Source organism: Gemmata sp. SH-PL17, from assembly GCF_001610855.1.
Taxonomy (GTDB): Bacteria; Planctomycetota; Planctomycetia; order Gemmatales; family Gemmataceae; genus Gemmata; species Gemmata massiliana.
This window is the reverse complement of record NZ_CP011271.1, coordinates 6,094,582-6,119,482: the sequence shown is the minus strand read 5'-3', so window position 1 is coordinate 6,119,482 and position 24,901 is coordinate 6,094,582. Positions and strand designations below refer to the sequence as shown.

Annotated in this window: 13 protein-coding genes; 7 read left to right on the top strand and 6 right to left on the bottom strand. The window is 65.5% G+C overall.

Going from position 1 to position 24,901, the window contains the following annotated elements; translation table 11 throughout:
- Positions 1-28: 28 nt before the first annotated feature.
- A complete protein-coding gene (locus VT84_RS42025; RefSeq protein WP_082841430.1) occupies positions 29-1,189 on the bottom strand; it encodes a SpoIIE family protein phosphatase in 1,161 nt (386 codons plus the stop codon).
- 266 nt (positions 1,190-1,455) lie between these two features.
- Here VT84_RS42025 and VT84_RS25160 point away from each other — a divergent pair, with 266 nt between their 5' ends.
- The 5 genes from VT84_RS25160 to VT84_RS25140 all read left to right on the top strand — a co-directional run bounded on the left by VT84_RS25160 (position 1,456) and on the right by VT84_RS25140 (position 16,800).
- On the top strand, positions 1,456-2,325 hold the full coding sequence (locus tag VT84_RS25160) for a 3-methyladenine DNA glycosylase (protein ID WP_239465471.1): 870 nt from the start codon (positions 1,456-1,458) through the stop codon (positions 2,323-2,325).
- 711 nt (positions 2,326-3,036) lie between these two features.
- Positions 3,037-6,330 carry a BRCT domain-containing protein gene (locus VT84_RS25155; protein WP_082841429.1) on the top strand — a complete coding sequence of 1,098 codons (3,294 nt, stop codon included), beginning with the start codon at positions 3,037-3,039 and terminating at the stop codon, positions 6,328-6,330.
- A gap of 1 nt (position 6,331) precedes the next feature.
- Positions 6,332-13,225, top strand: coding sequence for a HEAT repeat domain-containing protein (locus VT84_RS25150; protein WP_162271847.1), 6,894 nt, complete (start codon positions 6,332-6,334; stop codon positions 13,223-13,225).
- Positions 13,226-13,471: 246 nt separating this feature from the next.
- The gene (locus VT84_RS25145; protein ID WP_082841427.1) at positions 13,472-15,337 is read left to right on the top strand and encodes an SWIM zinc finger domain-containing protein; all 1,866 of its coding nucleotides are present in this window, start codon (positions 13,472-13,474) and stop codon (positions 15,335-15,337) included.
- A gap of 134 nt (positions 15,338-15,471) precedes the next feature.
- Complete coding sequence (locus VT84_RS25140; RefSeq protein WP_082841426.1) at positions 15,472-16,800, top strand: reverse transcriptase family protein; 1,329 nt, start codon at positions 15,472-15,474, stop codon at positions 16,798-16,800.
- Here VT84_RS25140 and VT84_RS25135 read toward each other — a convergent pair.
- The 5 genes from VT84_RS25135 to rsfS all read right to left on the bottom strand — a co-directional run bounded on the left by VT84_RS25135 (position 16,761) and on the right by rsfS (position 22,335).
- Positions 16,761-17,903, bottom strand: a complete 1,143-nt coding sequence (locus VT84_RS25135; RefSeq protein WP_082841425.1) for a GTPase — start codon at positions 17,901-17,903, stop codon at positions 16,761-16,763. The genes VT84_RS25140 and VT84_RS25135 overlap by 40 nt on opposite strands.
- On the bottom strand, positions 17,900-18,658 hold the full coding sequence (locus VT84_RS25130; protein ID WP_052560279.1) for a type III pantothenate kinase: 759 nt from the start codon (positions 18,656-18,658) through the stop codon (positions 17,900-17,902). Before VT84_RS25130 ends, VT84_RS25135 begins: the two co-directional genes overlap by 4 nt.
- Positions 18,655-19,773: a GTPase ObgE gene (gene obgE / locus VT84_RS25125; protein ID WP_082841424.1), complete on the bottom strand. Its 1,119-nt coding sequence runs from the start codon at positions 19,771-19,773 to the stop codon at positions 18,655-18,657. The genes VT84_RS25130 and obgE overlap by 4 nt, the downstream gene beginning before the upstream one ends.
- Positions 19,774-19,867: 94 nt before the next feature.
- The gene (gene argS / locus VT84_RS25120) at positions 19,868-21,796 is read right to left on the bottom strand and encodes an arginine--tRNA ligase (protein ID WP_082841423.1); all 1,929 of its coding nucleotides are present in this window, start codon (positions 21,794-21,796) and stop codon (positions 19,868-19,870) included.
- Between the two features lie 125 nt (positions 21,797-21,921).
- Complete coding sequence (gene rsfS / locus VT84_RS25115) at positions 21,922-22,335, bottom strand: ribosome silencing factor (RefSeq protein WP_082841422.1); 414 nt, start codon at positions 22,333-22,335, stop codon at positions 21,922-21,924.
- 489 nt (positions 22,336-22,824) lie between these two features.
- Between rsfS and VT84_RS25110 the strand changes: the two genes are divergently transcribed.
- Positions 22,825-23,838 (top strand): phosphoglycerate dehydrogenase, encoded by a 1,014-nt coding sequence (locus VT84_RS25110; RefSeq protein WP_082841421.1) that lies wholly within the window; start codon positions 22,825-22,827, stop codon positions 23,836-23,838.
- Between the two features lie 26 nt (positions 23,839-23,864).
- Positions 23,865-24,797: an ABC transporter ATP-binding protein gene (locus VT84_RS25105; protein ID WP_052560282.1), complete on the top strand. Its 933-nt coding sequence runs from the start codon at positions 23,865-23,867 to the stop codon at positions 24,795-24,797.
- Positions 24,798-24,901: the final 104 nt, after the last annotated feature.

Below are 24,901 nucleotides of genomic sequence, written 5' to 3'. Positions count from 1 at the left end.
CCGCAGGATGCGTAAGTGGAATAAGCGGTTAAAACCGCACATCCATCATCGAAAAATCGTCCGCGAGTACCTCGTGCCCGCTGAGCTCGCGGACGAAATCGAGGTGCCGGCCGAGTAAATCGCCGTCCGTGGTGAGTTGGGCCGTCATGCGGTCGAGGAAGTCGGAGAACGGCCACATGGTGCCGTCGGCCTGCTCGATTTCCATGATGCCGTCGCTGAACACGAGGAGCCGGGCGCCCTCGGCCACGGCAACCGTGTTGGTCGCGTAGGGCAGCCCCGGCATCATCCCGACCGCGGGTGCGTCGGCTTCCAGCGAGTGAATCGTGCCCGCGGAGAGCAGGAACGAGGGCGGGTGGCCCGCGTTGCAGTAGGCAAGGGTGCGTTCCGACGGCCGGTAGACTCCGTACCAGATGGTGAAGTATTTGCCGTCCTGACGGTCCATCTGAAACATGTCGTTGAGCTTGGTGACGACCCCGCCCGGGTCGCGCGCATCGGTCCCGGGGATCGAGTTCGTGGCCAGCACGTTCCCCGCCGAAACCGCGAGCAGTGCCGATCCGACCCCGTGCCCGCTCACGTCCAGGAGGTAGAGTGCGAGGTGATCGGGATCGAGCCAGTGGTAGCCGAACATGTCGCCGGCGAGCTGTGTAGTCGGCACGAACTTCCAGGCGATTCGGATGGGGCCGGAGGTGAGAGGTACGGGCAAAAGCGATTGGACGTACCGGGCAGCACGAGCGAGTTCCGCGGCCATTTCGCGCTGTGTTTCCGCGAGGGCGCGGTACGCCTCGTTGCGTTCGAGCAGGGCCACAAACCCGCGCGAGTGGTACTTCACGCGGGCCACGACTTCGAGCTTGTCGGGCAGCTTCACCATGTAATCGTTCGCCCCGAGTGCGAACGCTTTGGCCTTAACGGTGGGTTCTTCTTTACTGGACAGCACGACGAGCGGAACGTCGCGCGTGCCGGAGTTCGCGCGGAAGTACCGCACCAGTTGCAGCCCGTCGATGTCCGGCATCACGAGGTCTTGCAGGATGACGGTGGGCTTGAACTCGTTGGCGACGTCGATGGCGCTGGTCGGGTCGGGGCAGAACCGGAACTCCAGGTTCGGTTCGTCCGCGAGCATGCGGCGCACGGTTTCGCCGACCATCGGCTGGTCGTCGACGAGCAACACTTTAATGGGATGCGCTTCGGGCATCGTGCTATTTCACTCTGATAAAATGGTGAAGGAAAGTGTACCGTCCGGATTGTGTGGGTGCTGAGGATTAAATTGTGACGGTTGTGCCGACGGAACGTGAGGAACCTAACCCCCAGGAAGGGGGAGAAAGGCAACCTAACCCCCAAACCCCCTTCGCCTCTTCGTGCGCCGGTCCTGTCAGCGGAGCTTCTCGCGGACCGGCGGCGAAGGAAGGGGGAGCAGAGGCATCGGTGGTTTTAAGCCCCTCTCCGCATAGGGGAGGGGTTGTGGAGGGGTTCTCGGGAGGTTGGCCCGCCGATCGCGTCGCGTACCTCGCGCGAGTGACGCCGTGGGCGGAAGAACGCACGGCGCGGATGGCACGCGGGCAGAAGCACCCCATTTACGATTTCCTCTTCGAGTATTACTCGTTCCGCCCCGCGCACCTGCTGCGGTGGACACCGGGTTTCGGAGTCGTGCTCGAAGGAGCGACCCGCGCCGATGTGCCGTGGAGCGAGTTCACGCTCACCGACACCGGGCTGTTACTCCCCGCGAGTGCGTTCCCGGCGCACCGGCGCTCGTACCTTGAGTGGGCCGCGAACTACCTCGGAGCCGTGCTCGCGCGCGAGCCGTCGTTCGCGTGCTTGGGGCTGCACGAGTGGGCGATGGTCTACCGCGACCCGAACGTGCGGCACCCCTACGTTCCGCTCCGGTTGTCGCGCGAAGAAACGGACGCCGTGGTTGATTCGCAGCCGCTCCGCTGCACGCACTACGATGCGTTCCGGTTCTTTACGCCGGCCGCAGTGCCTTTGAACCGCTGGGAACTGACCCGCGTTACCACCTCCGACCACGACCAACCGGGGTGCATTCACGCGAACATGGACCTCTACAAGTTCGCGTACAAGATCGCGCCGTTCTGCCCGTCGAGCGTGGTGGCGGACGCCTTCGAGGTGGCCCGCTTCGCACGCGAGATCGATATGCGCGCCAGCCCCTACGATCTGAGCGGCTACGGCTTCGAGTCGGTCCGGATCGAAACGCGCGCGGGCCGCGAGGAATACGTCGAGTTGCAGCGCGCCGTGTCCCTTCGGGCACAACCGGTTCGGGAGCGTCTGTTGCACGTTTACACGCGCCTTCTTGCGGAGTGTAGTACGGCCGGGTAGACTCGTGGTGTTGTGTTCCGCGTGTTTAGCTCGTCGCTCTGCGACAGGACGATGTTGCGTCGTCCGAGCACTCTCCGCCACGTTCGTCTCGGGGAACGCTGTTCCAGCACCGCTTTCGGGCGGGGCGCCGGCGCGCGCCGCGCGAGCTGGGACAACCCCGATGGTCGCGGTTTCGCGCCGCGCGCGCCGGCGCCCCGCCCGGCGGTGCCGTGAGCGCTCCGCGAACCAGGGGAAGAAGTAAACTCGGAACCGACCACGAAGGCCCGCGGATACTTTCCGCGGGCCTTGTGCTTTTAAAGGCTCGGCATGAACTGAAAAAATGAAAACTACGCCGCTTGCGTCCGCGGCGCCGGTCGTTTACAACCTTCTCTCACTTCTGAAACGCGGACGAGGGAATTGTTTAGCTCGTTGCTCTGCAACAGGACGATGTTGCGTCGTCCGAGCGCTTGTCAGGCGACTCCGCTTGAGGAAGGCTGTTCCAGCACCGCTTTCGGCCGTCCCCCGACCGGTACGGTCACGGTCTGGAACAACCCCGCGTGTCGTCGTTCCGTGACCGTACCGGTCGGGGGACGGCCGGCGGTGCCGTGAGCCTTCCACAATCCAGGTCGGGAAGTAGACGTTCCCTCGTCTGCGTCTCAGAAGTCTGAACAACACGTCGTCCCCGGCGAGCGGGACGCGGGCGCGGTAGAAGCGACACTTGGAGCCTCTCCAATGGCGGCGGTTTTGACGCTGGACGATGTCCGCAAGGCCTGGGACGCGCGCGACCCCCGACTCATCACCCTGATCGAACAGCTCTGTACCCAACCGCCCCCAACGCCCGAAAAGCCGATCCGCTCGGGCGCACTCACGTTCGATAAGTTCCTGTCCCAGTTGCGCGACTGGCGCTACCGCCAGAAGACGCGCGAGGAGCAGGCCCACTACCGCGTCGAGACGCTCAAGGCGCTCGAGGACCCGGGCGCTGAGGTGCCGCTCGCGGACAAGCTGAAGGTCCACGAGGTGATCTTCGCGCTGTGGGAATCGAACGACGCGCTCGCACGCGATTACCTCCTGCGCATCATCGCGAAGGTGCCGCTCGTTTACGGCCCGTGGAAGGCGATCAAGCGGATCTTCAAGGAGTCGGAGGCCCGGAACGATACGGAGATCTACGGCGCGATCGCGGCGCGGCTCGATATGGCGCACGCGGGCGGCAGTTACAACAAACAGGTGAGCGGCGCGACGATCGCATACTGCGCGCGCCGGGCCTGGCGCTATCTGCGCCGCGTCGGGCTGCACCTGCCGGCAACGTACCCCGACGTCGCGAGCGAGTTCCTCGTCAATTACACCGACAACGTCCGACTGACCGGGACGTGGGTGTTCAACCACATCCTGTTCCACGACTCGAAGAAGTACGGGCGCTCCAACTTCCGGTTCAGTTGGAACGACAAGAGCGCCGACCCCACCAACCTGAAGAACCGCGCTTACGGCGAACTCTGGAAGCGCAGCCACCGCCCGCTGTTCTCGCTGCTGGAACGCGCGAAGTCCGACGCGGTCCGCGACTACGCCACCACCGCGCTGAAGACCGACTTCCGCCAAGTGCTCCGCGACACCGAGCCGGCCTGGGTCGTTCGGCTCGTCGCGGTACCGAGTCGCGCGATTCACGACTTCGTGGTGTGGTTGCTTCAGAACGTCCCGAAGTTCGAGCAGTCCGCGTTCCGCTCACTTGGTCTGCACGAAGCGGTTCTAAAACTGTTCGATTCGCCGTCGGCCGATGCGCGGAAGTATGCGGCGAACTACGCACGCACCCACGCACGCGACTTGCCGGTGAGTGAACTCATCCGGCTCGCGAACAACGACAACGAAGACGTCCGGAAACTCGCACGCGACCTCCTCGGCGAGAAAGACCCGCGCACGGGTGTGGGGCTCGATGCGTGGGGCCAGTTGCTCGAAACTTCACACGGCCACAAGTTCGCCGCGGACGCGATCACCAAGCACTTCGGCGCGAAGGAACTCACGCCCGAATGGTTCCAGGGGCGGATGCTCTCGGACAGCGACGAAGCGTTCGGGTTCGCCACGAAGTTGTTGCCGAAGATTCACAACCTGAAGGAACTCGGGGCCGCGTTTTTTGTCACCCTGCTCCAGAAGGTCGACCCGGACGACAGCAACAAGAGCGAGCGCGTGGTCGATTACGCCGCGGGCGAACTCGCCAAGCACTACGAACTCGACGCGCTCGACCGCGAGTTGCTCAAGTGGCTCGCGCTGTTCCCGCCGACCGCGACCCACGTCACCAACTGGGTAAACCAAGGCAAGATCAAGAAGGCCCAAACGCTCGGCATGGACTTCCTGAAGATGATCGCGTTCCAGCCCGATTGGGACGCATCGCCGTGGTTGGCCGAGTTCCGCGTCAAGAACGGCGCGTGGGGAAAGGAACTGTCGTTCGACGAGAGCCGCGCCGCGACCGTGTTGCGCTGGTTCCAGGACGTGCGCAAGTTCACGACCACGGAACTCGGATTCGATTGGCTCATGCGGCTCGTAGCCCGCAGCGAACCGATGTACCACGACTTCGCCAGCGACCGACTCATCCGGACGTTCCTCCCGGCCGATTTCGCGCCGCGTGACGAACAGCCCGCACCCACTACAACTGCTGCAGCGCCCGCGACCGGTGGGAAAGTCGATCTCGGCAAGGCGACGTTCAGCTTCACGGGCAAGTTGGCGAACATCACCCCGGCGGACGCGGAAGCGCAGGTGAAAGCCGCCAACGGCGTACCCACCGCGAACGTGTCGCCCAAACTGCACTACCTCGTTGTCGGCGATTCGGGTTCGCCGTTCCTCGGCCAAGGCGCGAAGGGCGCCAAACACGTCAAGGCCGAGGAACTGAACTCGAAAGGCGCGAACATCAGCATCATCTCGGAGACGATGTTCCTCCAGATGCTCTCCGGTCAGCAGGTGACCGCGACCGCGGACGCGACCACACGCGGCTGCGAGCGACTGTGGCAACTCGTCATCGCGCCCGGCCCCGCGGACGCGCCCGTAGGTCGGTTCGCACGCGAATACGTTCGCCGCCACCACTCGGACATCGCGCAGAAGCTCACCGATAAGCCCGTTGACCCGGGCGCGGAGATCCCGCAATCGTTCCTCACGCTGGAGCGCGTGTTCCCGCTTTTCAGCGAGAGTCGTAAGCCGCTGCGCGAGTTCGCACTGGAACTGGCGAGCTGGGAGTTCGCGCGCTGGAACCCCGGCGTCGATTACCTCGTCAGCATGGCCGACATCCCATTCATGGACGTTCGGCGCTTTGTGGCGAAGTCGCTCCTTGCGGAAGACACGCCGCCGAACCGCCCGTTCCGGCTCGATCCCGCGAAACTCGAAGCGAGCGCCGTGTACCGGTTCTGTGAGTCGAACGACGAGGAGACACGCGCTCTCGGAATGGAACTCATCAAGCGGCTCCCGAAACTCCGCGTCCCGGACGAACTGTTCCGGCTCTCGGAAAGCCCGGACCGCAAGGTGCGCGCGTTCGTGATCCGCGCGCTGTGGACCGTCTACCGCGACCGCGGGCTGACGCCGGACTGGAAACCGCCGCTCCCCCCGAAACCGACCGTCGGCGCGAAGGCCAAGAAGGACGCCGAGAAAGCCGCGGCGAATCGCGGCGAGGGCGTCCCGCACCGGCCCGAAAAGTGGCCCGCGGAGAAGCCGACGCTGAGCGAGTTCCTGCGGCGCATCCTGTTCGAGATCCCGCCCGGGCGCCCGGAGAAGTCGCGCGACGCGGTCGAAGACACGGACTCCACTGACCCGAACGCGCCGAAGCCCGACAAGGTGGTGAGCGTGAAGCCGCTCCCGGCGCGCCGCGCGAAACTCGACCTCGTGGAAGTGATGCGCGACTTGGGGTTGGAAGACAAAGAGTTCGGGAGCGGGATTCTCCCGCTGTTGGACGAGTTCATGACGTCGCGCGGGCCGAGCGAACGCGCCGCGTGTCTGGTCGCGGTCACCCGCATCCGCCACAAGTACCCCGAACTGAAGAAGGAGGATGCGTAACATGGCCTCCAAAAAATGGCTCCCGCTCCGCGACCGGTTCCGCGCGCTGCTTTCGGTAATGCGCGCCTTCGTGCGAGTGAAGGACCAGCTCCCGGAAGACGGCTTTGACGACGCTTTCAGCGAACTCGATGACCTCGTTTACAACTTCCCGGACGAGATATTCACCGAGTTGAACGACGAACTGGCCGCGGTCGGTGAGTCCGATGCCGAATCGAACACCGGCCCTGTTGCACCGCTGATCCCAGGCGTGCCGTTCGATCGACAGATTCAAGGTCTCCGCATGCAGATCGAGCGCCTGGGCGAAGCGGTCGATGAACTCAGCAACAACGACGAGGATGAGGACGAAGACGAGAGCGACGAATCCGGGGAGGCGGGCGCGCCGGAAGAACCGAAGTCCGCGCCCAAAGCGCTCGGCGAAGCCGGGCCGGGCAAGTCGCAGACGTACCGCGGCGACATTCGCGCTGCGGTAGGCATCGGCGGGTCGCTCGCGTTCGTGACGGTTCACCCGGAAGGTGCCCCGACCGCGCTGTACTGGCTCGACGTCGATAAGCTCAGCCTTCAACAAGACGCGCTGGAGTGCGGCGGGACCGCGATCGCGGCCGACGGGAACACGGTCTACGTCGGCGGCACCGACAAGCGCCTCTACGAGTGCGGCAAGAAGGCGCCCAAGCTCCTCGCCGGGCCATTCGCTGGCGACATCGCGGCCATCGTGCCAGTCGCGAAGAAGCGTATTGCCGTTCTGAACGGCAAACAGATCGACATCATTTCGGACAAGGACGGCGCGATCAAGCAGACGCTCGAACTCCCCGACACGGGGACGTGTTTGAGTGTGGACAAGAGCGGGTACTGGCTCGCCGCGGGGACCACGAAGGGCATCGTCGCGGTCTTCGACGGGCAGGACAAGGACGAGTTCGAGCCGTCCGAGTCCGCGAAGTTGCACGACGGCGCGGTCACGGCGATTCAGTTCGAGCCGGAGGAACTGCGGTTCTTCTCGGCCGGGGCCGACAACAAGTTACTCACCACGTTCGCACGCGGCAGCCTCGAACCGGAGGACAAGGGCCGCGCGAACATGCACGAGGACGTACTGACGGCCCTCGTGCTGGTGCCCGGTGACCGGTTCGTGACGGGCAGTCGCGACGCGACACTGAAGAACTGGCCGCGCCCGGGTGCCATCAAACCGAGCACGCTGAAGGACGTGGTGGGCCGCGTTGTTGCGCTGGCGGTTGTGACGGTCTACAACCAGCCGCATGTCGCGGTTGCGTGCGACGACAACAGCATCCGGCTCATCAAGCTCGAAGCGGATGGAAAGTTCCCGGATGACCCTGTGACCGCGAAGGTTACCGGCGCCGCGGACTGGGTGCAGAACGAACTGTCCCAGCGGTACGACCCGAAGCGCCGGGAGAAGGCGCTTCGGGTGCTCGCGGATTGGAAGGACTCCGCCAGCATCGATATCCTCGGCGAACAGCTCACACGCGACCCCGACAACAAGATCCGCGAACTGATCGCGGATTTGCTGACGAAGAGTGACAACCCGCGCGTCGGGAAGATCCTCGAACGGGCGATCGGGCACGGCGATAGCAAGGTGCGTGAGATCGCGTTTAAGGGGCTGTTCCGACCACTGAAGCCGGATCTCCTTCCGATCGACCTCGCGCTGAAGACCGGCCACGCCGATGTCGGCGTGCTCGCGATCAAGGCGCTCGAACCACTCGCGAAGGCCGATGATCAGGCGCTCACGCGACTCGTCGACGCACTCGACGCGGCGAATTGGGACGTGCGGAAGACGGCCCTCAGTTCGCTCGAAACGGTGTACGACGCGAAGGCGCCCACCGCGAACCTCACCGCACTCAACTCGAAGCACGGCGACATTCGCGCGACGGCCCTGATCCGCGCTTACGAGCGCCACCTGCTCGATGACCCGGCGGTGCAGTCGGCCATTCGGCGCCGGCTCGAAGACGCCGACGCGGGCGTGCGGAAGGTCGCGTTCCTGCTCTCCGTGCTCTCGAAGCCGGAACTCGCGGGGGTGCTGCGTGCGAGTGACACGGAACTCAACCGCCAGTTGAACGAACTGGAGAAGGCCGAGAAAGCGGACAAAGCGGCGCCGCAAGTGGCCGCGGACGCGAAGGGTAAACTCGCGCCCACGGATTACGACACGCTGCTGCAAGCGACCGCGAGCCGCGCGCTCGACACGTGCTTGCGGGGCGCACGCGGGCTGGCGGTGCTGGGCGACCCGCGCGCGTTCGGCCTGCTGCTGCAACTGAGCCGCGAGGAGGACGCGGGCGCCCGCGTCGACGTGTGCCGTGCGCTCGCCGCACTCGACGACGAGCGCGCTGTGAACCGGTTGCGCTCGATGCTGTTCGACCGCGAAGCCTCGGTGCGTGACGCGGCGTACACCGCGCTCGTGAAGATCTACGACAAGACGCCCCTCTCCGCCGCTGAGTCCGGGCTGACCGCGGCCGACGAAGACGTCCGGCGCCGCGGGCTCGAGACGCTGATTCAGACGATCAAGAAGAAGAAACCGACCGCGCCCGGCGAACCGGGCTGGGATCTGCTCGTGCGTGCGCTCAACGACAGCGCGTCGGGCGTGCGCAGCGAAGCGTTCAAGGCCGCGCTCAACCTGAAGATCGACGGCGGCGCCGCGAACACGCTCCGGTTCACGCTGCAATCCATTCACCCGACCGTGCGGCGCGAAGCGCTCACCGAAGTGACGGCGCAAGAGAAGGAAGAGTGGGCGTCGCCGCTCCTGTACGAGTTCTTCAACGACGCGGACCCCGGGTTGCGGAAGGAAGCGTTCGAGTTCGCCACGAAGAAGAACAAAGACCTCGGCGTCCTCGAAACGGCCCTCGCGTCGCGGTTCCCGGACGCCCGGAAGCTCGCGGTCGAGGGCTTAATCAAGAAGCACTCCAAGGCCGCGCAGCAAGTGCTGTTGCGGGCGATCGCGGACCCGGACCGCGACGTGCGCCTCCTCGCCGTGAACGCCCTGGTCGATGACGACGCGAAGGGACCGCTCAAGGAGGCGATGAAGAGCGACCGCGCCGACATCCGCGTGCGCGCGGCGGCGGCTCTCGCGAAGCACGGCGACGAGACCACGTACCTCGTGCTGACCGAACTCGCGTCCGCTCCCGAACCGCAGTTGAAGGAGCGCGTTTCGGACTGGCTCGACGCGGTCGCGAACGCCCTCTTCGGGCTGGGCGAACTCGGCGACTCGCGTGCGCTCCACCTCGTGACGCCGCTACTCGACAGCCCGCACGCGCGGCTCCGCAAGGCCGCCGCACACGCGCTCGTGTGGGTCGCGAAGGCCGATACGATGGCCGCTCTGCGGTCCGCGCTCCAGAACTCCGACCCGGAAGTGAAGTACCGCGCCGCGCTCGGGCTGGCGTACCTCGGGGACGCGACCGTCGTTCCGCTGATCCGCTCCACAGAGGGCAGCGCGGTCGTCACGCCCACGGAGCAGTTCACCGCGACTGTGGCGCTCGGCGCCGCTGCCGGCGTGCAGGGCACCGTGTACCTGGACAGCCCCGACGAGAAACTCCGCGACCGGGCGCTACTCGCCACGCTCCTGCTCGAACTAAAAGACACCGACGGCCAGCCGGAGAAGTGCATCGAGTGCGTCTCCGCGAAGGGCGCGCGGTTCCGGCTCACCGGGGCACAGGCGCTCGAATCGTTCGCCGATCCCGTCGCGTTCCGCGAGTTCGTCATTAAGGAAGTGAACGACCGCGGCGAGGACACGCCCTGGAAGGTCGCGCCCGAAGTGGTGGACGACCTTGCGAATCTACTCGCGTTCGCCGAACCGCAGCTCAAGGCGAAAACGGCGCTACTGTTGTCGCTGTTCGACATCAAGGAGCAAGCGGAGTGGAACGCGGCGTGGAGCGTTCACAGCACGCGCTTCGCGTCCGCGATCAAGGCCGCAAAAGACGCCGGAACGAAGGCCGGCGTGCCCGTCGCGTCGAAGCTCACCCCCGCGCAGTTACGGGAACTCGCGTTCGGCGGGTACGTGGGCCTCGTGCGCGAACAGGGCGCGAGCGGTGGCGGTCAGCCCATCGGGAAGATCCGGCAAACGGCGCTGGCACGCATCTTCGCCATCGCGTCGAAGGACGCGGCGTACAGCCGGGCCGCGCAGCCGGTGCTCGCGCAGGCGATGGGCGACCCCAACCAGCCGGTCCGCACGCAGGCGTTCGAGCACCTGCAAGCGCTCGGGATGGACAAGGCGCAACTCGGGGCCGAGGCGCTTGAAGCGGGTTTCACGGACCTGGGCGTGAAGGGGCTGGAGCTCCTCACCGACGGCACGAGCGCGAAGAAGGGTGAAGCGGTCCTCGAGCGCGTGATGCTCGCGCGGTCGGACGATCTGGCCATCGAAGCCGCGAAACTCCTGCGCGACCGACAGGGGAAGATCCCGGTCGCGAAGAAGGCGCTCGATTCCGTCTACGAGCCGATGCGACTCCAGGCGGTGGAGTGGCTCGCGTCCGAGTACGAATCGAGCGCGGACGCCCAGAAGTTCCTACGAGCGGCGGTGGAGTCGCGCTACCGCAAAGTGCGCGAGAAGGCCGCGTTCGAGCTGGCCGGAAAGAAGGACGCGGTCGCTTACGATTCGCTGGCGAAGTTCTTGCGCGAGGCCGCGGATTACAATTCCCAGTCCGCCATCGTTCAGGCGCTGACCGGGCTGGGCGACAAGCGCGCGGCGGACGCCTTCCTCGACCGGATCGAGAACGACCCGGCCGGGACCGCCGAAGTGAAGATGCTGCTCAGCGCGGCGGCCGGGTTCCGTGAACCCAAGACCGCTGACCGGTTCTTCCTGCTCCTCGACAAGCTGAAGGACTGGCAGGACGAACTCAACTCTGCGATCCTCACCGTCAGCGGGCACGACCAGTACGTCGCCGACCGCGAGGACGAGCACCCGAACGACCGCGCCGGGTGGATGAAGGACCAGCACCCGCGCCACGACGCGATCCTCGCGCGCCTGGTCGATCGCGCGTTCACCAGTGGCGACCCGGACTACATCGTCGGCACGCTGCTCGAACCGGCGCGGTGGTCGCTCGGTAACGACGTGGACGCGATCTTCACCACGCTCTGCACCAGCCCGAACGCACAGCTCCGGGACGCCGCGCTCCAGGCCTACGGCTGGCGGGTCCGCAAGCGCAAGGCGCCGCCCGATCCGCTGCTCAAGGCGGTGAAGCACAAGAACCCGATCACGCAGTTCTTCGCGGCCGAGGGGCTGGCCCGCGGCGGGCGCGCGGACGGGATGCAAGTGCTCCTGTCGGGCATCGAATATCTCGAAGACACGAGCCACCGCGTGCGCGCCGTTCACGCGCTCGGCGAACTCGGCGACCCGCGCTCGGTCGACAAGCTGCTCGCGCTCGCCACCGAGGACGGGAACCCGCTCCAAGAGGCCGCGACGGAAGCGATCGGGCACCTGAAGAAGTCCCCGCAGGCGGACAACGTGTTCCGCCTCCTCGAAAAGCACGCGAAGGGGCAGATGGGCATCGCCCAGCGCGCACTCGTGGGGCTGCGGTACTTCGACACGCCGAGCGGTTGGGACATCGTCCGCGCGAAAGTGAACGCGAAGGGTTACGGCTGGTGGCTGTCGCGCCTCCGGTCCACGGCCGCGGAGCAACTCGGGTACAACGACGACCCGGCCACGCGCGACCTGCTGCAAAAGGTGCTGCGCACCAACACCGACTACGAACTCGCGATGGCGGCCTATAAGAGCGCCCGCCGGTTGTGGGGCAAGGACTCGCTCGAACCGAACTACAACCTGATCCAGAACCCGAACGCGAGTTCCTTCGTCGGCAACACGGGCGAGGACGGCGGCGCACTCGAACCGGTCGTGAAAAAGGGCGACGCGCTCCGAATCATGGACGTGTTCCCGAGCTGCTCGCCGCAGATTCAGGCGCAACTGGAATCGGCCCTGCTCACGCGCCCGAACCTGCCAGTGAAGGAGGCAGTCGCGTCGCTGAGCCACGCGGACGAGGGCACGGTGCGACTCGCGACGCGGCTGCTCGGTCGCGTGGCGAACCCTGACGCGAGCGTGAAGGACGCCGTTGGGAGCGCGCTCACGAAGTGGTGGAAGACGTGGCAGGACCGTCGGGCGAAAGCCGGTGGTGCGATGCCATCGAGCGATGATGACGACGATTACTACGACGATGATGACGATGACTACGGCGGGAACAAGCCAAAGGGCAACCCGCTGTTGTTGGCCGGCGAGGTCGTCGAGAGCCTGCTGTTCACCGGGGGGCGCGTCGGGGTTCAGACGGAAACCATCGCGAACATCGCGAAGGCCCGACCGGACGACCCGCTCGCACGCGGCATCCGCCTCGAAGCCGTTCGCTGCCTCGCGCTCGGCAAAGTGACGCCCGCGGTTTTGGATACGCTCGAATCGCTCGCAGTTGGTCCTGATGCGGACGTGCGAGTGCTCAGCGCCGAGTTGCTCGGCCGGTTCGACGCGAAACGCGCCGCCAAGCTCGCGGAGAAGATGCTTTCCGACCGGCCGGGCTTCAACCGGCTCGTGGTCGCGAAGGCCGTTTCCGCCGCGAACGTGACCAGCGCCGCCGCCAATGTTCACCTCCAGCCGGTCGCGCTGCCGGTCTTCGTCGCGGAAAAGGACGTCAACACGCTGGCCGCGGTCGCGAAGGACCGCAAGGCGAACGAGGCCGCACGCCTGGGTGCAGTCGAGGGATTGGGCGTGATGGCGACCGAACCGGCCGAGAAGGTGCTGGTCGAGATCGGCACTGCGAAGGATGACGAGAAAGAGCTGCGCAAGGCCGCATGGCGGGCGCTCCGGCGCTCGAAACGTGCCCGGGCACGTGGGGCCGCGAACACGCTCGCCACGATGCCGAAGGCGCCGAAGAAGGCCAAGCCCGGCGCGGACGCTAAACCTGCTGTGGCCGAGGAAGAAGAGTAGGGGCGTGTTGGGAACCGGCCTCGGGAACCCGGGGTTGAAACCCCGGGCTATTCCCGGTGACCCCTTCGGGGTCCGAAGACCGAATGTGGAAGGCAGCGAGATAAAAACGCCCGTTGTTTTTGCGGCCCCAACGGGGCCACCGGGAGTAGCCAGGGGTTTCAACCCCTGGGACTTTGTGACCCTTATGGGGTCAGCGGGCATAGCCAGAAACAGCCAGGGGTTCCAACTCCTGGGAGGATTCGCACGATGGCAACGACCGAGCCGACCGCCGAACTCGATACCGACGCCCCGCCACCAGCGCCGTCCAGTGGGGCACACCTCTCGTATGCGGGCGCGAGCCGCGTACTGACGAGCGGGAACTCCGCGCAGGTGGAGATGTTCGGCAACCTCGACCGCGCCGCGGTGCGGTTCGATGCCACTATCAAGAACCCGCTGCGGTTCCGCGAGGCGCTCTCCGCGCTGTACGGCGTCATCGGCAGCGATTACCGGTACGCACCCAAGGACCGCACGCAGTACATCGCGTACCTGCGGTTGAAGCGCGACGCGGCCCCTCTGGGCGTCTGGCACGCGCAGCAGGCGTACTTCGCCTGGATGCTGCGCAACGACCCGACCGCGCTCACGATCCTCGACCCGGTCGTGTCGGTCCACCCGGACCAGATCACGTTCGAGGTGTTCGGTAAGGACGAGAGCACCTACGCCTGCCTCGCGTTTCGGGGCGAGGCGTTCGACACGCTCAGTGCGGCGCAGTACGGCACCACGAACATCGACTTCAGCGACGCGCTGTATTCGAGCGTGCAGCAGATCCGCGGGTACCGGGAGACGAAGTTCGCGATCGGGCACGACGCCGGGAAACCCGCACCGGAAACGCGCGGCGCGACCCTCGAAAAGAAGATCCAGGTGCCCGACTCGTGGCTCCGCGGGTTCCTGCAAGTGCAGTCCGCCGCGACGCTGCCGTTCGACCACGTCCAGCTCTCGCCGATGGACCTGTACAACGTGCTGCGGCACCTGCGGATGAACGGCGACCGCAAGGGCAAGAAGCGCGGGCTGCGGTTCGAGCTGGTCCCGGCGCAGCAGCCGCGGATCGTCGCCGAACCGTGGGAAACTGTGTTCACCACCACCGGCGACGTGTTCCGCGGGAAGGCCGCGCGCCTCGTCCGCGTGTGGGGGCGCCGGCGGCTCATGACGATGAAGCGCCTGCTGCCGTTCGTGCAGAGCGTGGACGTGTACCTGTTGGGGAGCGGGCTGCCGAGCTTCTGGGTGTTCCGGTGCGGGGACATCACGCTGACACTCGGGCTGACCGGCTTCACCTCCGCCAACTGGTCGAGCGCGCTGGGCTTTGACCTCCTGCTGCCACGCAAGACGCAGGACGGCGAGCCGACGAAGAAGGTGGTCGAGTACCTCGGGAAGCAGTGGAAGGCCGACGCGAAGGAACTCGCCGCGCAAACGGGCGTGAAGGGCGCGGCGCTCGTCGAGGCTGTGCAGGTCGGGTGTCAGAACGGCGAGCTGATGTACGACATCGCCAACGGCGTGTACCGGCACCGGCCGCTCACGGCGCAGCCGCTCGACCTGGCGCGGCTCCAGTTCCGCAACCAGCGCGAGAAGGTCGCGCACGACCTCCTGACCCGGCGCGGCGCGGTGCGCATCACGGGCGAGAACCGGATCGCGGGTATCGGGCTGGAACTCACGGGTACGGTGACGGTCACGGAAGAGAAGCGCGACTACCGCCCGCAGATGGTGCTCGCGGACGAGGGGCAGGTGCGCAAGGTGACCTGCACCTGTGCGCCGTTCCGCAAACAGGGCATCAAGGGCGGGCCGTGCGTCCACCTCATCGCGCTCCGGCTCGTGTTCGCGGAGAAGGAGTCGAAGAAGGCCAAGAGCGACGACGCGGTGAAGTTCGAGACGCGCGCGTTCGCCAAGCGCGACGGGGACGTCGAGAACGTCGTCCAGATCTCGCTCGAGCGCGACAAGATCAAGTACCGCTGGGGGCTGAGCGGCCAGACCATGCGACTCCAGACGATGCGGTTCAACAGCGAGGCGGACGCGCGCCAGGCGTACTTCGCCAAGCTCGCGGACCTCGATTCCAAGGGATACCTCGACGCGATTGCGGAATAGGGCCAGAACACGAACTCACCGCAGAGGGCACGAGAGGGCGCGAGAGAAAAACCGAAAAACGGTTCTTCAGTGCTGTCCTTGGTCTTTGCGCCCTCTCGTGTCCTCTGCGGTGAATAATTGCTCCCCGGATCACCATGAGCACCACGACCCCGGCACCCTCTCCCGACGCACAGACCCTGTGGCGCCTGATCGTTCAGGCCGGGGGCATGAAGGCGTACATCGACGGGCAGCTCCGCGAGCGCGGGTTCCTCGTCACGCGCCGCGACGCGGACGCGATGTCCGACCGCGAGAAGGACACCTACAAGAAGGCGCTCAAGCAGGAAGCCGAAGAGCGCCGGAAGCTGCGCCGCGAGACGTGGGGCGCGTACAAGGCGAACCACATTGTCCACCTCGGCGAAGGGGTGTTCTGGACCGACGAGCCGAAGGAAGACAAGTGGGACACGCCGAACAGCGAGGAGCGCGCGGCCGAGAACGAACTGCCCGCGCTCGATAAGGCGGAGCAACTGGCCGAGGCGCTCGGCGTGACGATCCCGCAACTCAAGGGCATGGCCTACCACCGCGACGCGGCCACGAGCCTGCACTACGTCCGGTTCACAATCCCCAAGCGCGACGGCACCGAGCGCCCCATCTGGGCGCCGAAGAAGCGCCTCAAAGCGGCCCAGCGGTGGATCCTGCACCACATCGTCGAACGCTTGCCGGTCCACGGGGCCGCGCAGGGGTTCCTGGTGGGGCGCTCGATCCTCAGCAACGCGCAGGTTCACGAGAACCCGAAAGTTCTCCTGAAGATGGACATCAAGGAGTTCTTCCCGACGATCACGGTGAAGCGCGTGAAGGGCGTGTTCCGCCGCGCCGGGTACCGGGACGGCATCAGCACGCTCCTCGCGCAAATCTGCACCGAGGCGCCGCGCGAGATCGTGAACGTGGAGGGGAAGACCTACTACGTCTCGCTCGGGCCGCGCTGCTTGCCGCAAGGCGCCCCGACCAGCCCCGCGATCACCAACGCGCTGTGTCTCCGGTTGGACCGCCGGCTCGCGGGCCTCGCGAAGCGCTACGGCTGGCGCTACACGCGGTACGCGGACGACCTCACGTTCAGCCTGCCGATGGACCACAAGGGGCCGCCGAAACTCGGCTCGATGCTCGGGTGCGCGCGGCGCATCGTGGAATCGGAGGGGTTCGAGGTCAAAACGGAGAAGACCCGCGTGCACCGCAGCGGCGGCCGGCAGAGCGTGACGGGGCTGGTGGTCAACGGCGACAGTGCGCCGCGCACGCCGCGCAAGCTCCGGCGCCAGCTCCGCTCCGCGCTGCACAAACTGAAGACCGGTAAGCCGCTCAAGGAAGGCGAATCGCTGGCCCGGCTGACCGGCTACGCGGCATTCGTCTACATGACGAACCCGGACCTCGGCCGCAAGATGTTGGCCGACCTTCAGGGCTTCGAGGACAAGCCCAACGGCGAAGCGAAGTGATGCGACTCGGCCTCCGCGAGCGCTTCGTGGAGGAGGCGCGCGGTTTCGCTCCAGTCCCCAAAAAACGAAACCGCATACGAGCGGGAAATGAGATCGATGAGCCGCGGCGAGTAGGGCACGGCTATACTGGGCGGGCAATCCGTGACAAGGTAACGAGAGATGAGCTGGATGAGTTTCGGAATCCCCTCTCCGGTCACAGCAGAGACGGGTATCGCACCCACCGTGTTTGGGCTCCACTTTTGTGGCTGGTCGCACTTGTTAGCGACGAAAATCACCACCTCTTGGACGGGAAGGTAGTTGTCTGGGTAACTCGGGAGTACGGGTGCGGGATCCGTAAGATCGAGAACCCAGAGAACGACATCTGCCGCTTCCCGTGCCCGCGCTGCCAATTCGATCCCCTCGGCTTCCAATCCAAGCGCTTCACGGAATCCAGCAGTGTCCGTCAGTTCGACCGGCCACCCGTCGAATGCCGTGCGAGCGGTCACTGTGTCGCGCGTGGTGCCTGCGGTTGCAGATACGACGGACCGTTGATAACCGACGATCGCGTTGACGAGTGAACTCTTTCCGACATTGGGAGGCCCCGAAACGACCACAGGCCACGGTGCGATCAGGTGGGCGCCGATCGTGCTACCGAGTTCGGTGAGTTGTTGGAGCGATTGATACGCGGCCGGAGGATCAGTTTCGAGTAGCGCGAGGATGCGCCGCACTTCGCGCGCGAACGCGCCGTTGAGTTGGTCGAGGATGATGGACGCGGTGCGGAGCGTCGGGGCGCGCTGTAGTAAGTCGTGCCCTTCGTTCTGTGTGTGGGCGGCGCGTTCGAGGCACCCGTTCGTCAAGAACTGTTCCGTTACCCAGCGCACGACCCGGCGCCCGCCGTGGCAGTGAACTTCGATTGTGTCGCTGGCCGTTCGTGCGAGAACGACTTCGTCGCTTCCAAGGGTGCCGAACCAGAAACGGTTCACTTCGGGTGCTTCTGGCACCGGCTTGCCCGCGGGCCGGAAAAGTTGCCGCGCGAGTTCCCACGCGCGCGGCCCGCGCACTTCGACCGTGGCGATCGCCCCGGCCCCGGGGGGCGTTAGCAGTGACACAACGGTGTCACTCACGGCAGCGCCTCCGCCGCGATGCGCACCCCTTCGAGCGTGAGCGACGGCAGCGCGCGCGTACCCTTAAACCGGGCGCCGAAGTCGAATTGTTCGAGATCGCCCGCCGCGCCGCCAGTGACGAACACCCAGGGCGTCGCGTCGTCTTCGGTGTAGTGATTGACGAGCAGGATCGTGGCGCCGACGATCGCGGCGCGAATACCGGCCAGGATCGCGTCCGTGGTGTTCTTACCCGGCGCAACGACGGTGGGGAGCGTGTCGGCGTCGACGAGCGGCAGTTTCGCCGTGTGCGCGTGCAGCGAATAGGCCATCAGGCGCGGACCGGGGAGGATCACGCCGCCCTGAAACGCGCCTCGTTCGTCGATCAGGTCGATGGTGACCGCGGTGCCGACCGAAACCACGATCGCGGGATGGGGGTGGGCGAAACAGTGAGCGGCGAAGGCATTCACCAGTCGGTCGATTCCGACACGCTCCGGGTGGTCGACCGCGTAACTGAGCGGGACGTCGCGGAAATCGCGGAGAAACGCCACCGTGCTACCGGTGGCTGCTACCCACGCCTGGAACAGCTCGCTCACGGCCGGGTTCACGCTCGCTGCGGCCCAATTCGTCGGACTTGGCAATTCCCACGCGGCGAACTGTTCATTCCAGGTCTCGGGTTCGTCGAGCGGAAGCGACACCATTTCGGTCACGCGACCGCCCGCACACCGACCCCACTTCATCCGCGTGTTGCCGATGTCCACCACCACGTCCGGCGTCACGAGTTGGCCTCGTCACTCGGCGGGGTGATGCTCGTGACCGAAGTGGTTTGGAAGTCGGTGGTGCGGATCGCACCCTCAGTTGAGAATTCGAGTGGCTTCTTGCGCGCGGCGGCTTCGGCCTCTTCGCGCTTGATGGTATCGAGCATCTGTGCCACGCGGCCCACCACGAGCTGAAGCCCCTCACCGGTCACGGCCGAGATGAGCAGCACTTCGCGCCCGAGGTCCGCGGCGAGTTGGTCGCGCACTTCGTTCGCGCCGGTCAGTTCGGCCTTGCTCACGCACACCACTTCCGGTTTGCCGTCGAGCGGCACGGCGTACTCTCGCAGTTCCTTGCGAATGAGGTGGTAGTTCTTGACGGGGTCGGAGCCGTCGGTCGGGAACGGTTCGACGAGGTGGATCAGCACCCGCGTGCGCTCGACGTGCCGCAGGAACTCGTGGCCCAGCCCCACGCCCTGTGCCGCGCCCTCGATCAGCCCCGGCAGGTCGGCGAGGACGAACCCGTTGTCGCCGATGGTGACGATGCCGAGGTTCGGGGACTTCGTCGTGAACGGGTACGACGCGATCTCCGGCGTGGCGCGCGACACCCGCGAGAGCAGCGTGGACTTGCCCGCATTCGGGAACCCGACGAGGCCCGCGTCCGCGATCACCTTCAGTTCGAGCGAGACCCAGCGCTCCTCGCCCTCTTCGCCCGGCTCGTACTCGCGCGGCGCGCGGTTGGTCGAGCTTTTGAAGTGGACGTTCCCGCGCCCGCCGCGCCCGCCCTTGGCGACGATCACCTCATCGCCGGGTTGCACCAGGTCTTTGAGCACGTTGCCGCGCTCGCGGTCGCGGACAATGGTCCCCGGCGGCACGAGCAGCACAATGCCCTCGGCGTTCTTGCCGGCGCACTTCGCCCCGGACCCGGCTTCGCCGCTCTTGGCCTTCCAGTGCTTCTTCATCGTGAGGCCGGCGAGGTTGTCCGCGTTCGGGTCGGCGCGGACGATGACCGAGCCGCCGTTGCCCCCGTCGCCGCCGTCCGGCCCGCCGAGCGGGATAAATTTTTCCCGGCGGAACGACGCGGCCCCGCGGCCCCCGTCCCCGCCCTTCACGAACAACTCAACGCGATCGACGAACATTGCGGTAACGTCCAAAGTCGTAAGGTCTAAAGTCCTAAAGTCGGTCCGAGTCATTGTAGACTCGCGAACCTAACTTCACGACTTTGGACACGGATTACATGCGCTCGACAACACGAATACCGAGTAAATCGAGCGCCTGTTTGATGACCCGGCTGACCAGATCGACGAGCAGCAAGCGACTGTCCTTCAGTTCTGGCGACTCGGCCTTCAGCACCGGGCAGTTCTCGAAGAACACGCTGTAACTCTTCGCCAGATCCCACAAGTAGCTGGTAATGAGGTGCGGTAGGTAATCGGCGGCCGCGGCCTCAACCGCTTCCGGAAAGCGCAGCAACTGGAGCACCAGCGCGCGTTCGGCCACGTGTGAAGTAATCAGCGCCGGCGGGTTGGTGCGGAAACGCGATTCACCAACTTCGCCCTTGCGGAAGATCGCGCGGCAGCGCGCGTATGCGTACTGCATGTACGTAGCCGTGTTACCGTTCGTCGCGAGCATTTTCGCGAAGTCGAACGTGTAATCGGTGGTGCGGTTTTGACTCAGGTCCGCGTACTTCACCGCACCGATTCCGATCGCCGATGCGATATTGGTTTTCTCTTCTTCAGCGAATTCGTCCCAGTTCGGAACGTCGTGCCCTTGCGCGCTGCGCTTCCAGTGGATCAACTCGAACAGGCTGCCGCCGAGTTCAACGGCCCGTTCGAGAAGTTGCATCAGTTCCGTGGCCCCGCCCTCTCGCGTCTTGAGGGGCTTCCCGTCCTTGCCGAGTACCGAACCGAACTTCACGTGTTCGAGTGCCATTGAGGTGTACCCCCAGCGGCGCGCGCCCTCGAACACGTTGGCGAAGTGCTGTCCCTGGCGGAAATCCACGACGTACAGTGCCACGTCCGGCTTGAATGTCTCGGCGCGGTATTTGACCGTCGCGAGGTCGGTGGTGGTGTAGGTGAACGCGCCGTCGCGCTTGCGGATCAGAGACACGTTCTCCGGTCCGAAGCGGATGATGAGCGATCCCCCCTCGCCCTCTTCCGACACCCCGGCGGCCTGAATCGATTCGACCACGTCGGCGAGCATGGGCTGGTAAAAACTCTCGCCGTGTTCGTGATCGAACGGCAGGATTTCGAGCTTCCTGTAAACTTTGTGGATCTCCTCCATACACGGCGGCATGAACTCGCACCACAGTTTCAGGTTCTCCGCGTCGCCCGCGTGGAGTTTCGCCGTTTCTTCGCGACAAGCATTCGCGACCGGGTTGGGAGCGGGCGGCCCTTTCGCCCCCCCCTCGTCGTCATCGTCGTCGGGATCGCTCGCGCGCTTCAGCCCGTTGATGTACACGCGCGTCAGTTCCGCGACCGGGTTCGTCTGGAACGCGGCCTCGTCGCGGTGGTGCGTGAACCCGCGCGACAGAATATCGACGGTCGTCGTGAGGTTGCGGATGAGAACGTACAGGCGCGCGAGTTCGCGCACGGGGTTCTTTTTGTACGCCTCTTTGTTGAGGAACGTGCGGTAGCCGTAGAGCAGGATACCGAACTGCGTGCCCCAGTCGCCGAGGTGGTTGTCGGCGATGACCGTGTGACCGAGGAAGCGGAGAACGCGAGTGAGTGCGTCGCCGATGATCGTGCTGCGGAGGTGCCCGACGTGGAGCGGTTTCGCCACGTTCGGCGAACTGTAGTCGATTACGAACGTCTTTGATTTCGCCGCGAGCGAGACACCGAGCTTCTGATCTGTGGCAATTCCCGCGATCGCTTTGGCGAGGAAATCTGGTTTCAGGCGCAGATTGATGAACCCCGGCCCTGCTACTGTCGGTGGTTCCAACACGTCGTTGGCGGGAAGGGCGGCGATGAGTGCCCTAGCAACGTCTTGCGGTTTCTGGCCGAGCGCCTTCGCGAGCGCCATCGCGCAGTTCGCCTGGTAGTCGCCGTGGTCCGCGTTCGAGGCCGGCTTGATGGCGGCGAGCAGGTCCGGCACCTTCGCCTGGTCCGGCGCGAGTGCGGTCAGCGCCGGCTCGAACAGGGAGCGGATTTGCGTCAGCAGGTTCATCGCGGCGGCCCGGAGGTCTCAACTAAAGCGACTATCGGCCGAAACCGACACCCCTTAGAGGCGCGGTTCGGCCGATAGGTTCGTTATAGGAAGGCTCACGGGACCGCCCCGTGAGCGATACGGGTTTAGTCTTCGTGCTCCCAGTCCACCTTGATCGCGTCGGCCCACAGCTCTTCGAGCTTGTAGTAGTCGCGGGTGTCGGGGTCGAACACGTGAATCACGATGTCGCCGTAGTCCTGAACGATCCACTTACTCGCCTCGTACCCTTCGATGCCGAGGCGAATGTCGCCTTCGGCGCGGAGGGCGGCGTCCGTTTCCTCAGCCAGGGTGTGAATCTGGCGGCGGCTGGCGCCGGTGGCGATGATGAAGTAATCGAACAGGGGGGTGCAGGGACGAAGGTCCAGCACCAAAATGTCGCGCCCCTTATTGTCGGCGATGGTTCTCGCCGCGAGGCAGGCCCGGTGAAGGGCGCTGCTAATGGGGCGGGCGGAGTGTGGGGCGGGCACCGTGCTCACCGTGTTCAACGTAGCGGTGTTCAAGTGGCCTCCTTCAGGGCATGGGTGTTGCCTCCGGAGGGGCGGGGTGCCGCGTCCCAACAGGTGTGAAATGCACCGTTGTCGTGGGCCTTCCTCCGGGGTCGATTCGACGACCGAGCCATGCCGGCTGATGCGCGGTGCGGGACGCCCGCACCTTCTAAAAGTATCATCAGCCGGGTTGTGTCATGCGTCAAGCAACATGGCCTCGATTCCCCAAATGCGGCGCATTACATGCGCTCCAGCCCCTACTTTTGTTTCCTAATCCGAACTTTCGACCGCCCCGGGCTTAACAAAGCCTTCAAATCTGTGGGTCTGGGGCTTGGCGGGACGGACACAGACTCGTAACCGCGGGTTCGTTTCCGGGCACCGTATTCGCAATACGGACGCGAATCTGTATCCTTCTCGTAACACGGGTTATCAGGGTCGGCGTTCGCACCGGCCCGGTCGCATTCGATACCCGGCCCAACCTCTTCTGAACCGAAGCTGTCTCACATGAGTCGCCGCGTCCTCGTCGCTCCCGCTCCGCTCCGCGAGATCGAGTTCACTTACGGTCCCATTCTTCGGGGAGCGGGCTACATTATTGAATATCCGCCTCGCGACAATGTTCTCACCGAAAAACAGATGAGCGTGGCCGAGCTGCTGGCCCAGCTCCCGGGGTGCGTCGCGACGCTCGCGGGCAGCGAGCCGTACACGCGGGAGGTCATCGCGAAGGCGGCGGACGCGGGGTTGAAGGTCATCGCCCGCGCCGGGGTGGGGTACGACGCGGTGGACCTGCAAGCCGCGACCGACCACGGCGTCGCGGTGTGCTACGCCCCCGGGACGAACCAGGACGCGGTCGCCGAACACGCCTTCATGTTCATGCTCGCACTCTCGCGGAAACTGCGCGAGCAGGACATCGAGATGCGGGCCGGGCTGTGGCCGCGCCGGGCGGTCGGTAACCTGCGGGGAAAGATGCTCGGGATCATCGGCCTCGGGCGTATCGGGAAGGCCGTAGCGAAGCGCGCGATTCCCTTCGATCTGAACGTGATCGCGACCGAAATCGAGCCGGATCATGCCTTTGCGGAAGCCCATAACGTCAAACTGGTGCCGCTCGACGAACTGCTGAAGCAATCGGACATCGTCACACTACACGTGCCGAAGACGCCACTCACGAAGAACCTCATCAACCGCGAGACGCTCGCACTGATGAAGTCGACCGCGTTCGTGCTGAACACGTCGCGCGGCGGGGTGGTTCACGAAAAAGACTTGTACGACGCGCTGGTAGCTAACAAAATCGCCGGAGCGGGGTTGGACGTGTACGAGGTCGAGCCGCCTCAAACGAACCCGCTGTTCGGACTCGATAACGTGATCCTGACCGCACACACGGCCGGGGTGGACCAGCAGTCGCGCCAGGACATGGCGCGGGTACCGGCGCAGGCCATCGTCAAACTACTCGCGGGCGAGTGGCCGGCCGACTGGGTCGTGAACCCGCAGGTCAAAGAGAAGTTCTTCGCACGGTCCGTTTAGTTCCACTTCGCAGGCGAGCGTGGCTGATGCCCGAAGACGTGATCGAAATCGACCGCCTCGTGGTGCGTTACCGCGGGAAACCGGCCCTGGACGGGCTGAACCTGCGGGTACCGCGCGGTTCCGTGTACGCCTTCCTGGGCGACAACGGCGCGGGCAAAACGACCACGATGAAGATCCTGACGGGGCAGGTGCCGCCCGACACCGGGCGCGCCAGTATCCTCGGGCTGGACTGCTGGACGAAGGCCACGGAACTGCGGTTCCGCGTCGGGTACATGCCCGAGCGCCCGCGATTTTATGAGTGGATGAGCGTCGCCGATATCGGCTGGTTCACCGCATCGTTCCACCGTCCCGGGTTCCTGGAACGCTACCGCGAGTGGGCGGGCAAACTCGGGCTCGATTCCAACAAGCGCCTCAAAGACCTCTCGAAGGGCGGGTACGCGCGGGTGGGACTGGCACTCGCGCTCGCACCCGACCCGGAAGTGCTCCTGCTCGACGAACCCACCTCCGGCCTGGACCTGCTCACGCGGCGCGAGTTTCTGGCAAGCCTCGCGGACCTCGCGGCGAGCGGGCGCACGATCTTCATCACGAGCCACTCGATCGCCGAACTCGAACGGGCCTGCACCCACGTCGGCCTGCTCCGCGACGGGCAAATGATCCTCTCGACGACGCTGGAAGAGGTGCGGAAGAAGATCCGGCGCCTCAGCTTGCGGTTCACCGACGCCCCGCCCGACCCGTCCGGCCTCGGGACGATCCTGGAGCGCTACGGCACCGGGCGCTTCTGGCAGGTGCTCGTGAAAGACCCCCACCCCGAAGCGGTCGCGGCCCTGCGCCAGCGGGCGGACATATCCGATTTCGAGGACGTGTCGGTGTCGCTCGAAGAGGTGTACGCCGGGCTGATGGCGAAATCGGGCGCGCCGGGCGACAACGGCGTGATTCCGATGGTTCGGAAGGTCGAATAACACGGCTCCGTGTGGCTTTCTGTAGCCGGCCTCTGCGAGGCGGGGAACCGCAGACAAAGGGCGTCCCGGCCTCGCAGAGGCCGGCTACAGAAGACCACCAAGAC